The 13,207-nt window shown below is 35.5% G+C and carries 9 protein-coding genes and 1 pseudogene; 5 read left to right on the top strand and 5 right to left on the bottom strand.

The window, feature by feature from the left end:
• Positions 1-114: 114 nt before the first annotated feature.
• Positions 115-1,043 (top strand): annotated as a pseudogene (locus ATE37_RS10700) (ISL3 family transposase); the annotation flags it as partial.
• 56 nt (positions 1,044-1,099) lie between these two features.
• Here ATE37_RS10700 and ATE37_RS08000 read toward each other — a convergent pair.
• Positions 1,100-2,014: a LysR family transcriptional regulator gene (locus ATE37_RS08000; RefSeq protein WP_084868649.1), complete on the bottom strand. Its 915-nt coding sequence runs from the start codon at positions 2,012-2,014 to the stop codon at positions 1,100-1,102.
• A 127-nt stretch (positions 2,015-2,141) separates the two neighbouring features.
• Positions 2,142-2,492, bottom strand: a complete 351-nt coding sequence (locus tag ATE37_RS07995; RefSeq protein WP_061598712.1) for a helix-turn-helix domain-containing protein — start codon at positions 2,490-2,492, stop codon at positions 2,142-2,144.
• 353 nt (positions 2,493-2,845) lie between these two features.
• On the opposite strand from ATE37_RS07995, the gene ATE37_RS07990 reads away from it, so the two are divergent.
• The 3 genes from ATE37_RS07990 to ATE37_RS11045 all read left to right on the top strand — a co-directional run bounded on the left by ATE37_RS07990 (position 2,846) and on the right by ATE37_RS11045 (position 5,757).
• Positions 2,846-4,471: a malolactic enzyme gene (locus ATE37_RS07990; RefSeq protein ID WP_084868648.1), complete on the top strand. Its 1,626-nt coding sequence runs from the start codon at positions 2,846-2,848 to the stop codon at positions 4,469-4,471.
• A gap of 83 nt (positions 4,472-4,554) precedes the next feature.
• Positions 4,555-5,502, top strand: a complete 948-nt coding sequence (locus tag ATE37_RS07985; protein WP_084868647.1) for an AEC family transporter — start codon at positions 4,555-4,557, stop codon at positions 5,500-5,502.
• Between the two features lie 132 nt (positions 5,503-5,634).
• Positions 5,635-5,757 carry an LPXTG cell wall anchor domain-containing protein gene (locus ATE37_RS11045; protein WP_084868710.1) on the top strand — a complete coding sequence of 41 codons (123 nt, stop codon included), beginning with the start codon at positions 5,635-5,637 and terminating at the stop codon, positions 5,755-5,757.
• Between the two features lie 227 nt (positions 5,758-5,984).
• Here ATE37_RS11045 and ATE37_RS07975 read toward each other — a convergent pair whose 3' ends face one another.
• The 3 genes from ATE37_RS07975 to ATE37_RS07965 all read right to left on the bottom strand — a co-directional run bounded on the left by ATE37_RS07975 (position 5,985) and on the right by ATE37_RS07965 (position 8,255).
• Complete coding sequence (locus ATE37_RS07975) at positions 5,985-6,173, bottom strand: hypothetical protein (protein ID WP_084868646.1); 189 nt, start codon at positions 6,171-6,173, stop codon at positions 5,985-5,987.
• 152 nt (positions 6,174-6,325) lie between these two features.
• Complete coding sequence (locus tag ATE37_RS07970) at positions 6,326-7,657, bottom strand: MATE family efflux transporter (protein WP_084868645.1); 1,332 nt, start codon at positions 7,655-7,657, stop codon at positions 6,326-6,328.
• Positions 7,658-7,661: 4 nt separating this feature from the next.
• Positions 7,662-8,255 carry a TetR/AcrR family transcriptional regulator gene (locus ATE37_RS07965; RefSeq protein WP_084868644.1) on the bottom strand — a complete coding sequence of 198 codons (594 nt, stop codon included), beginning with the start codon at positions 8,253-8,255 and terminating at the stop codon, positions 7,662-7,664.
• 2,110 nt (positions 8,256-10,365) lie between these two features.
• On the opposite strand from ATE37_RS07965, the gene ATE37_RS07960 reads away from it, so the two are divergent.
• A partial coding sequence (locus ATE37_RS07960; RefSeq protein ID WP_142995865.1) for a Spy0128 family protein occupies positions 10,366-13,207 on the top strand: 2,842 nt, incomplete at its 3' end.

Here is a 13,207-nt window from a genome sequence, read left to right as displayed (position 1 = left end):
TATTTGTAGTGGGTAAATCCCCTATGGATATTATAGAGCCTATTTTATTGTAGAAAAAAGGCCCCATAAGACCTATAATGAAAAGCGACTAAACAACTCATTAGAAAGAATCATATGGGACAATTACATTTTATCACAAAACTGCTTGATATCAAAGATCCAAACATCAAGATTGTAGATATCATCAATATGGATACACACAAGGAAATCATCGCTAAACTGGACTATGAGGCTCCATCTTGTCCTGATTGCAGAAAGCAAATGAAGAAATATGACTTTCAAAAACTTTCTAAGATTCCTTACCTTGAAACGATTGGTATGCCTACTAGAATTCTTCTTAGAAAGCGTCGTTTTAGGTGCTATCATTGTTCGAAAATGATGGTCGCTGAGACTTCTATCGTCAAGAAGAATCACCAAATCCCTCGTATCATCAACCAAAAGATCGCTCAGAAGCTAATTGAAAAGACTTCTATGACCGATATTGCTCAGCAGATGGCCATTTCAACTTCAACTGTCATTTGAAAGCTCAATGACTTCCACTTTAAGCATGATTTTTCGCATCTTCCTGAGATTATATCCTGGGATGTTGAAACAGTCAGGGAAGTGACTGTTTCAATCGGGAGATGAAGATGAGTTTCATTGCGCAAGATTTTGAAAAGCTCGATATCATCACTGTTCTTGAAGGAAGAACACAAGCTGTCATCCGAAATCACTTTCTTCGCTACAATCGAGCTGTTCGTTGTCAGGTGAAAATCATTACTATGGATATGTTTAGTCCTTATTATGACTTAGCTAAACAGCTTTTTCCATGTGCTAAAATCGTTCTCGATCGTTTTCACCCTTCGTTATTATATTTCTGAACTCAGGCTAAAACAGTCCACTGGACTGTTTTACTCCAACACTTAAACCGTGCTATGAGTCGTGTGCGTGTCCAAATCATGAATCAGTTTGAGCGAAAATCTCATGAATATAAAGCCATCAAACATTACCGGGAGCTCATTCAACAGGATAGCCGTAAATTGAGTGATAAGCGATTTTATCGCTCTAAACATCAAAAAAGAAAGGACGAATTTCGTCCTTTCTCGAGCTTAGCTTTTCTTCAATCTACTACAGTTGACAAAGAGCCAAGTTCTTTTGGTTTGTATAGTTTAATAAAATTAAATAAATCCTCTACTTCTGATGACAGTGTAGCTGATTTAAGGTGAGCGTAATAAACTGTAAATGTTATCTGGTCCTCCGGTATTAGAGGGATTTTTATTAAATCATCATCTTCATCAGAAAGTGCGATATCAGCCAGTAAACTAACGCCAATCCCTTTCTTTAAAAGTTCTTTAATGATGACAATGTCGTCACTCTTGAAGAATATTTCTGCCTTGTTTTGATGCTTTTGATTAAGTAGTTCAAAAGCTTTCAGGTGAACAAAGTGTTCGTCTAAAAGTATAAAGGATTGATCTACTAAATCTTGAAAAGTGAGGGAAAGAGCAGTAGCAAGAGGATGGTTCTTAGATAAAACGATATACAGTTCTTTATGAAAGAGTTCATGTGTCTCTATTGAAGGATGATTGAGTGGTTCAATCAAGCCGAGTAAGCTCGCATCTAGTTCTCCCTTAAGGAGAAGGTTTAATAATTCTACGGATCCACCACGAATAGGGCGCACCTTTTTTAAAAAATCAAATTCAGTTTCTTTATTTAAGACAGAGAAAAGATACTGAATGATAATAGGAGGGAATCCTACAGTAGAGCAATGCGCCAAAGAGCGATTAATTTCTTTGCGAGCAGAAATGACCTCAGGTAAAATCAGTTCTGTATGCTTCAGAAGGATTTGTCCTTGATTAGTTAGTTTAAAGGAACGATGCGAGGGATCGTGGTGAATCAATTTGCAATTAAAAGATTCCTCTAAGCGCTTAATGGCATAAGAAATAGATGGTTGGCTGACTTTGTGTTGTTTTGCTACGTCTGTATAGGATTGGACATGGCAGAGGTCATAAAAATATTGTAGATCTTTTAAATTCATATAGGCTCACTTTCATTAGTTGGAGAAGGAAAATAAGTGGAAATCACCAGATAAATACTTTTTATCCGTATCCTACAATTTGACTATACGAGTATTCACCGGTTAAAATGTAAGTGAGTCAGGGATATCAAAGGTTATCTAAGATACTTTCAAAAATGACTAACATCTTTTCTCGTTTATCAATAGGGAGCTGTTTAATCTTCATGTTGATTCTTTTGAGTGAAAGATTGTCGGTCTTATCAGAGGTTGATTCAAGGCTATCAAAATTGAAAAATTCTTCTGGGGTCATCTCTAGGGCGACAATCACTTTTTCAAGACTGTGAATGGTCAGATTCACATTTTGGTTTTCAAGTTGATTGATATACTTAAGCCCAAGTCCTGCCTGTTCAGAAAGTTCTTCCTGGCTCATTTTGTTTTTTGTCCGGAAATATTTCACTTTTTGGGAAATATATTGTTGTAAATAGTTTTTAGTTGTCATATAAATAGAATACAAGTTTTGTATGACAAAAAAACACCTTAAAAAATACAAAGTAATTTATAGCAAACTTAAAGGATATTTATTTTAATTAGGATTGCCAATTTGTATAATTATTTTGTTATACTCGAAACTTTTAGTAAAGAGTAATTGTCGAGGGTTTGATGAGTTCAGAAATTTATAAAACAACTTAAAGTGTCATCAATAATAGTGTTTTAAGTATCAAAAGGCTTATTATAAATTCTCTCGTAGACTCATTATAACATATACCTTAACGATTGTATTTTTTAAGCAACAGAGTTTTATAAACAATTCATTTTTTGTGGTATAATATTAGTAAAAAAGGAGGTTGCACTATGACTGCACATGATATTTTAAACAATCCTTTCCTTAATAAGGGAACTGCCTTTACCTTAGAGGAGCGAAAGGAACTAGGCCTTATTGGGTTATTGCCACCTTACGTTCAAACCATCGAGGAGCAAGCAGTGCAAACCTATGCACAAATGCAAACAAAGGTCAATAATCTGGAAAAACGTTTGTTCTTAATGGAAATCTTTAATACAAACCGGACTCTTTTCTATTACCTCTTTGCTCAACATTTGGAAGAATTCAATCCAATTGTATATGACCCAACCATTGCAGATACCATTGAAGGCTATAGTGACCTCTTTGTAGATCCACAATATGCGGGATATCTTGATATCAATCATCCTGAAAATATTGAAGCTACTTTGAAAAATGCTGCCGGGGATCGCGAGATTCGACTCATTGTTGTAACAGATGCAGAAGGAATTCTTGGAATTGGAGACTGGGGAACAAATGGTGTCGATATTTCTGTTGGGAAATTGATGGTCTATACGGGTGCTGCTGGAATCGATCCTTCTATGGTCCTTCCTTTAGTCATTGATGCAGGGACTAACCGTGAAGAGCTTCGTAACAATCCTAATTACTTAGGAAATCGTCACGAACGGGTCCGCGGAGATCGTTACTACGACTTCATTGACCAATTCGTTCAAACAGCAGAACGTCTCTTTCCTAAACTCTACCTTCACTGGGAAGACTTCGGTCGCTTAAATGCTGCTAATATTCTTGAAAAATATCGGAAACAAATTCCAACCTTTAATGATGATATCCAAGGGACTGGTATTGTGACTTTAGGTGGTATCTTTGGTTCGCTAGATATTAGTGGTGAAAAATTAACTGATCAAGTTTATCTATGTTATGGAGGAGGGACTGCTGGTGCGGGAATTGCTTCTCGTGTGCTTCGTGAAATGGTCAGTGAAGGCCTTTCTGAAGAAGAAGCCTATAAACGTTTCTTTATGGTTGATAAACAAGGTCTTCTATTTGATGACATGGATGACCTAACTCCTGAACAAAAACCGTTTGCTAAGAAACGTGCTGACTTTAGCAACGCAGACAAGTTGACTGATCTGCTTGAAGTAGTAAAGACTGTGAAGCCAACTATTTTAGTAGGAACTTCAACTCAGCCAAATACCTTCACTAAAGAAATTGTAGAAGCTATGTGTGAAAACACAGAATGTCCAATGATTTTCCCATTATCAAATCCAACCAAGCTAGCCGAAGCTAGTGCCAAAGATTTGATTGAATGGTCAGATGGTAAGGCTTTTGTCGCAACAGGAATTCCTGCTGATACGGTTTCTTATAAAGGTGTAGACTATGTGATTGGTCAAGCCAATAATGCCTTGATTTACCCAGGTCTTGGTCTAGGTATGCTGGCTTCTGAAGCAAGTCTTTTGACAGATGAAATGATTGGAGCAGCAGCTCATTCATTGAGTGGTATTGTCAGTCCAGGCCAACCAGGAGCTCCTGTCTTGCCACCATTCAAGTATGTAGCAGATGTTTCTATTAAAGTAGCAGAAGCGGTCGCTAAAAAAGCGCAAGAACAAGGTCTTGCGCGTGCCAAGGAAACAGATATGGCTAAAGCAGTTCGTGATTTGAAATGGTATCCAACCTATAAATAAGTAAATGGAAATGGGGTGTACGAGTGCGACTGGATGCTTCGTACGCCCTAAATTATACGCTATGACATATAGAAAGGGAGACTATGGAAATCTTTTTAACTTCAATTCAGAGTATTGTACCTATTATCGTCATTATCATTCTAGGTTACTTCTTACAAGTCCGTGGTTGGTTTCAAGAGAGTTTTGGAAATGATTTATCTAAACTCATTATGAATGTGGCCATGCCAGTGGCAATTTTTACCTCTGTTCTTAAATATTTAACTTTAGATAAATTGATTAGCCTGTCTGGCGGTTTATTGTATACGTTTATCGCCTTCATTCTCGGTTACCTAATGGCCTTTATAGCGGTGAAACTTTTTAGAGTGCGCCTAGGCCGTCGAGGAACCATGATTAATACCTTTGTTAATGCCAATACCATTTTTATTGGTTTGCCTTTAAACATAGCTCTGTTTGGAGATCAAGCCCTTCCCTACTTCTTGGTGTATTATATTACAAATACGGTATCTACTTGGACATTAGGTGTCTATCTAATGACCTCGGATAGCAAAGAAGGGGCTTCAAAGCAAGCTCAAAAATTCAACTGGAAGAAGCTCTTCCCAGCACCTTTATTGGGATTTCTCGTAGCCCTCGTATTTTTAGTGCTCCGTCTTCCTGTCCCAAGTTTTGCGGAAAGTACCTTGACTTATATTGGTAGTTTAACAACGCCACTATCTCTTATCTATATCGGTATTGTTCTTGCAAAGGCAGGCTTGAATACGATTGCTTTTGATAAAGATACAATTGTCACTTTGGTTGGACGCTTTATCCTAGCTCCTCTGACCATGCTTCTTGTATTGAAGTTTTTTGCCCCAAATATGGCAACAGCAGAATTTAAGACCTTTATGATTCAGTCTGCTACACCAGCTCTAGCAGTTCTTCCAATCCTTGCCAATCAAGGAAAAGGAGATGTTGAGTTTTCGACGAATGTGGTGACTCTAAGTACAGTGCTCTTTATCATTGTTATTCCAATACTCCAAACTTTATTAGGATAAGTAGGGTTATGGTCTGAGTGAAGGTTCTGAATTAGGAAATTCCCTATTTTAAAAATATTGCTTCAAATTTTATGAAATGAATCAGTAGATATCAATCTGAAAAACCCTGATATTGCGCTATTTTAAGTTCAACTGAAATCCAAACTTTCCAAGCAATTTCCAAATACAGGAACGAAGGATTCAGGACTTTTAGCATTCCTTGGGGCAAGTGTTGGACTACTTGCTTTAGCAGGAAAACGAAAATATAATAGATAAAAAGAAAGAGAGCGGTGGCTCTCTTTTCTCTATTACAGTTCAGTTATATATAAATTTTATATGCTGTGAACTTTTTGATAAAATCTAGCTCAATTCGTGTATTTTTAGGGTAAAGTTCACACCATTCAAATGAAATTTATTAAAATTTAATGAAATTCTATTTTCTAAAAAAGCGGGAAAACATTGATTTTAAGCATTTACTGAAGGTTATTCAAATCACAGTTTTTTCAACCAATATTTAATTCCTTTCGTCTGTTAATAACATGAGCTTTTAAATCAATCACATTTTGAACAGTAGGTTCATAATTTTCAATCATTGATGATCCGATAGCATACCAAACGGTATCAAAATCTGGGAAGTTATCAAATTGAACTCCTAGAATAGTTAATTTATCTTTATTTACATCAAGAGTCACAGTAAACCTCCTTGTATAGTACTATTATTAGTGTATCATAAATTTGTTAGATTCACACTAAGGAATAGAGAATGGTATTTAATTAAAAGATATAATAAACAAGAAAAAACAGTAAACCTTTCGATTTACTGCTCTTCTACATAATTTATTAGTTATTTCAGTTTCTTAACTGTTGTAAAATATCTCTGCAATCCCAACAATACAACAATACCATCAACTATAGGTATAACATACCAAATACTCTGTGCTCCAAATATGTATGGAAGAAAAATCATGGCTGGAATAAATAAAATTACTTGCCTTAGCATAACTAAAACACCAGCTGTTTTACCATCTCCAATCGCTTGGAAAAATGTCATAATCATAATCATTACCCCATAAACAATGAAAATACTATACATTATACGAAAGTTTGGAACCGCTAAAAATAGTGTTTCATCAGACAATCCAAATAAATTAAGAATCTGTTTAGCAAATCCTTCTGCCGGTATCCAAAAACAAGCTGCCAATATAATGGAACTAATAGTAAAAACATTGAATATTTTTTTAACCCTATTATATTGCTTCGCTCCGAAATTGGCACCAATAGCAGGTTGTAATCCTTGACTCATTCCCCATAGCGGAATGAAAGAAAAAGCTTGTATTCTTAATGATACTGCCATAATGGCTGCTGAAGTTTCTCCTCCATATCGAAATGCCTGACTATAAAGAAAACTCTGTTGAATAATAGTAAGCACCTGCATAAGCATAGCAGAAACTCCTACCGAAAACATCTCTCCTGTTATTTCCTTTTCTTTTCTCATCAAGCCAATTTTTACAGTTTCACTTTTTTTCTTAAAATACCAAAGCGTAAATACTGCCTGAATAAACTGTGCTGTTATTGTAGCAATAGCAGCTCCCTCAACTCCATGTTCTCTAAACATTATCATTAAAACTGGATCTAATACTATATTTATTCCTGCTCCCAATGACATAATTAACATGGCTCGTTTCATTAAACCCTCACCACGCATCACCATATTAGCTGCCTGTGCAAAATTCACAAATATGGATCCAAGAAAAATAATTCGTAAATAACGAGTAGAAAGATCTAAAAGTTCTCCCTTAGCTCCAAATATCATAAGAAGTTGTCCGCAAAATAAATACCCTAATATTGTAACGATTGTTGACAATAACAAAACCCAAAAGCAAAGATTCCCCATAACTTTGTCAATGGATCTTTGATTTCCTTCTCCAATTGCTCTGGAAAGTAAAGATGCTGACCCTACACCAATCAAAGTAGCAATCCCTGTATTGATGTAGGTAAACGGGGTAGCAATGCCTACTGCCGTCATGGCTTTTTCACCAAGTATTTGACCCGCAAAAATCCCATCCATTAACGGATATAATCCAATAACAATCATTCCTAATATCGCAGGTAATGATAGCTTAATTAATATTTGTAATGGCTGCTCTGTTAACAGCTCTTTACTATTTTTATTCATACAATTACACCTCTTCTTCGTTTTCTATTAGAACGTCAATGACCATTTTTTTAAGAATGTGACGTTGTGAAATTAAATGTTCTCTGATACCCAATGTCTCACAACCTAAGATGAAAGTATTAATCAAATCATTGAGTAAATTCCAAGATTCTTTAGAAATCTTCAAACCTCCGTTTTCCTCTAACATTTGCTCAAAATCCCTTATATTACTATCCCTTATATCTTTATAAAGTTGTTGTAAGGTTTCATCTTCCTGCATCGACTGCAAGAACATAACATATATTGGAACAAATATATTGTTGGAAAGCGCCTTGTCAACCATTAGTTCAGCTAATACCTCTATACTTAAAGGGTTTGGAATTTCAGCTATCTTTTTTTTAATAATATCTTCCCTATATTTACAACCTCGGATCATCATGTCGTAAAGAATTTCAGATGTACTTTTATAATGATGATACAATCCTCCTGCGGATAGTCCGGTAGCTTGTACTAAATCATGCATACTTGTGTTTTTATATCCCTTTATTGTAAAAACTTCCAATGCAATATTCTGTATTTCTAATTTTCTTTCATTTGCTGTTAGCCTTTCTCTTTTCATTTGCTCCTCCTTACCGATACAGTTGTCGGTAAGTATATCTTAACATTAACTAACCAAAATGTCAATATCTCAAATATACAAGATAACCTATAATATTTTTATCGTGTAGAAAAGTTCTTTCAAATGAGATTAAAATCCCTGACAAAGTAATCCCCATAACCATAAAGGCGATATGATATTTATAAAACATGATTGATTGTATATCAAAAATAAAAAACATTTCATTTAACTGTTGAACAGATTGTTTCCTTATTAACCTATGAAGATATTTTAAATTTTGTAGAAAATCATTGATACAAAAAGCAAGTGACTGTTAGAAAATCACTTGCTTTGTTTTTTAAACAATAATGGTGTGAATTTTGGTATTTAGTAGCTCAATTCGTGTATTTTGGGGGTAAAATTCACACCATTCGAATCAAATTAGTTGAAATTATATGAAAATCCGCTTTCTGTAAATAAGGGAAAACGCTGATTTTAAAGAGTTTTGAAATTTATTAAAACTAACTCTGTTCAAACCAGGTCTTAAGAAAGCTCGTAAAGCATCACAATTCTCAAAACGTTAATTCGAGAGAATTACTATACTTACAGAGAGCACCTTTCGGGGTGTTCTTTTTGATTTTTAGAACATCAATACTATAACAAAAGTAATAGTTCAGGCACGGCATGATGGTACTCTTATGGGGAATTATTAAATTTGAGATGTCCCAGAAATCTGAGAAGAATTTTATGTCTTTATAAAATCTTGAACAAGCTACTATAGGGCATGATACTATAATAAATTGATTAAAATAAGACTAAAAGGATGTAATACTATACGGAACTAAATCCTTGGATAAATTATTTTGGAGCCGATACACGACGAGAACTTCGCAAAGAATTCATACTACCCTTTTGAACAATGAAAAGATAAAACGTTTCTAGTTCCCTATTTCTGAGGTAGTTCCTATGAAATTGCCACCTTATAAACCGAGACGGTTTATTTATGGGATCTCTCTATTTCTTATCTATACTCGTTTAGAAGTTACCTTGAATAAGTCTTCTCACTTTCGATTCTTTAGCCTTTTTCAGAGAATAGATGCGACTTTTAACAATAAGTTATGAATTTATCTAAGCAGAAATCATTAGCGGGTTGATTCTATTGACATTCTAAATGTTCATACCTAGCATAATTTAAGGATATCCTGAATTGTAAAGGTTTTTACTAGGCGGTTGCCATGTTGAAATTAAATTTAAATGGTTTAACATCTGTGATAGCAGAAAAATGACCTTGTGATGTTTGATTTAAGGAAAAGCTATACTTTAGTAATGGGGCATTAAGCTAATAGTTCTAGTCCGATGATTCTTTACTTTCTCTTTAGAAACTTCCCCATTCTATTTCTTTTATATACTGTTCAATAACATGAGTTAGTTCTTGTTTTATATTTTTTTAATCTATATAATCCAAGAACTTTACAAATCTGTGAGGGGCCTTTTTAGATTAATAGTATCTACTGGATTCCTCAAATGGTTTTATATTTTTAATATTAGATCTGATTGCTTTCAGTAAGTGGGCATCCATAATCATAGTTTTAGTATATGAGACCTCTCCTTTAAAGTAAGACCTGTGTTCATTTAGAAGTGCTTTGGCAGTTTATTAGAACGATTAATGATAATATAATCCTTCTTTGCTTTTAAAGTGATTGATTTATCACATATTATTTATTTGATTCATATTTCAGAGGAGAGAAAATCAATGATAAGTAAAGGCGGTTGATAAAGTTAAGATGGTACGTATTTTATTGTAAGACGATTTTAGTTATTCTGAATACCTTATATTGAACTCTCCACGTAGAAGTTAGTCTATTAATTTATGAAAATTACTAGACTATCATCAGTAATTATCGTATAATAGAAGTGGTATTTTGCTATATTTCCACACTGACTAAGGGTAGTGATATCCTTGCTAAAGATTAGAAATAGCTCTTGAACAAAATCAATATCGTAATTGCATCATTTTTACATAAATTATGCAGATATTGTATCAATGAATCTTACGATTGAAAGGGGTGTTGCTTATTAAGGGAGATAATACACTGTTCAATTCATTTTAATTATTTAGAAAGGAAAAATTATGAAATTAAAAAAATTGTGGCTCTATATTTTAACGCCACTTCTAGTTCTGTTTGGCTCGATAGCTCTATCGAATCCAGTACAGGCGCAAGATTTGACAGATAAGGTCACATTATCAAATGTTGAAATACGAAATTCAGGGACTGGTGTAGCTGACGAAACATTTTGGCATTCTAAGGGACAAAAAGAGGTACGGGCTCTCTATTATGGGGAGTATAGCTTTTCTAATCTATCTGCAGGAGAAATAAAGAATGGTGATTATTTCACCGTAAAAGCTCCAGATGGTCTAGATTTAGTTGACGCGACATTTAAATTAAAGGATAGTGTAAGCGGAGAGGTACTGGGGCAAGTTATAGCAGATAGTGCTACGAAGACAATAACCTTTACATTTAATGAAAAGGTTGAAGGTAAGCAAAATATTAGAGGGACATTTAATGCTACTTCAATGCTGAAAACAACTGGAGAAGTGAATAAAGTCACGTATCGTTTACCTGGAGATAAAGAACAAACAATAACCTTTAAACCATTTGGCAGTGATAGCCAAGATGTGCCAGTTGAAGGCGAAATTGGTTATAAGGGTGGATGGACAAATTCTGATACGGATCACCTAGCCTGGTGGATGCGAATCAATCGTGCTGGCGAAGATTTAACTGGCAAAGTCGTCAAGATAAATGATAGCATTGACACCAGTAAGGGGTCTCTAGCAACTTATCTTGTGGATAGTTTTAAATTCTTTGAGGTGGAATATAAGACAAATAATACAAGTAGCGCAGATGTTGTTTCCTATGGTCACGAATATAAAGTTACAACGGATCCGACAGTTTATCAAGCAAATCCAAATGATACGGCACTATTAACCTTAAAAAACGGTGGTACTTCATTTGAACTTTTATTGCCGACCAATACAGGAACCAAAACTTTACGTTTAGAGTATAGTACGACTACTCCTGCAGATGGAACTGAAGTTGTTAACAGTGCAGGTATAACTTATGATGGTGTCCCTCAGAAAAGTTGGAAATCCTGGGATGGGAAAGACACTGGTAGCATAACTATGAAATCAGGTGTCAAATCCGTTAAAGGAGCAGGTGCAACTGTTACAGCGGATCTTGCTGGTAAAATTAAAATCACCAAGTATGATGAGGCAGATGCTACTGTGAAGTTAAGTGGTGTTGTCTTTGAAATTCTTAAGAAGAGTGATAGAACGAAAGTTGCTGAAATTACGACAGATGAACATGGTGTTGCCCTTTCTCCAGTTCTCTCAGATGGTCAATACATTGTAAAAGAAAAAGCACCCAAGTCAGGTTATGTTGCAAATAGTCAAGAGTTTGAAGTAGAGATGAAAAAAGAGGGAGTTCCTTTAAATATCTCTAACAAACGTGAGACAGTTGACTTTGAAGCTACTAAGACTTGGGTAGGTGGAAAAGCCGCAGATTATAAGAAAGTTAAGCTCGGTTTGTATGTCCATAAAGAAGGACAAACTATTGAGGACTCTAAACCTGTTTCTGGTAGCTATACTCCAGAAGTGACAGAATCCAATGGTGTTTACACTTACAAGTGGGCGAAACAACTTCCTAAGTATGATGTTGATGGAACAAAACTAATCTATTCTGTTCGCGAGCTTCAAGATACTACTGAACTTCCTTTGAAAGAAGGAGAGAAAGTTGCATCTAATGATCATAACTACGTCGTCTCTTACAATGCAGACAAGACACAAGTAACCAACACTTATGAGGTTCCAAAAACAAAAGTAACTGCTAATAAAGTCTGGACTGGTGGAAAGGATAGTGTTCGCCCAAGTCTCTTCTTTAAATTGTATCGTACTTTAGAGGGTGGTACTGCAGAAGCAGTTACAGATGCTGACCAAAAAGAAGTACCTAAGACAGACGGTGCTGTAGAATGGTCAGATCTTCCTGCGACCGATCAAAATGGTGTGACATATACCTACAGCATTAAAGAAGTTGATAAAGATGGAACTCCAGTTACTACAGTTGATGGCTATACCTCAGAACAAACAGCAGAATTAACTGTTACCAATAAGTATGCAGTAAAACCAACTTCAGCATCTCTTGAAGTAACTAAGAAGTTGACAGGCCGTGAGTTGAAAGCTGATGAATTTGAGTTCACTTTGACAGACCAGGCTGGTAATGTTGAAACAGCGAAGAATGATGCCAACGGAAAAGTTAAGTTTAAAGAGTTGACCTTCGATGAAGCAGGCACTTATACTTATAAGATTGCTGAAAAAGCGGGTACTGCTACAGGTATCCAGTACGATACGAAAACCATCACAGCTACAGTAACTGTAGCGGACAATGGCAAAGGTGTCCTTGAAGCAACCGTTGCTTATGATGGTGAAAAAGTATTCGAGAACACTTACACTCCAGCAGGGGCTACAAGTGTCACTCTTGGAGCTAAGAAAGTTCTTGAAGGTAAAGACCTTGAAGCAGGTAAATACAGCTTTGTTCTGAAAGAAGGCGACAAAGAGCTTGAAACAGTTACAAACGCTGCTGACGGAACTGTGACCTTCTCACCAATCTCATATGATGAGAGCCAAGTGGGAACTCACAAGTACACTATCTCAGAAGTTGCTGGATCTGAAGCAGGAATCACTTATGATAAGACAGTTCAAGAAGTTGAAGTAACGGTTGAAAAAGTAAGTGCAACTGAATTGAAAGCAACTGCCTCAAAAGAAGCAAAAGATCTTGTATTTAAGAACACATACACACCAGCCGGAGCTACAAGTGTAACTCTTGGAGCTAAGAAAGTTCTTGAAGGTAAAGACCTTGAAGCAGGTAAATACAGCTTTGTTCTGAAAGAAGGCGACAAAGAGCTTGAAACAGTTACAA

The sequence above is a fragment of the Streptococcus oralis subsp. tigurinus genome (assembly GCF_002093575.1).
Classification (GTDB): Bacteria; Bacillota; Bacilli; order Lactobacillales; family Streptococcaceae; genus Streptococcus; species Streptococcus oralis_CH.
Note: the sequence above shows the minus strand (reverse complement) of the source record. Positions and strands in the feature narration are given on the sequence as shown.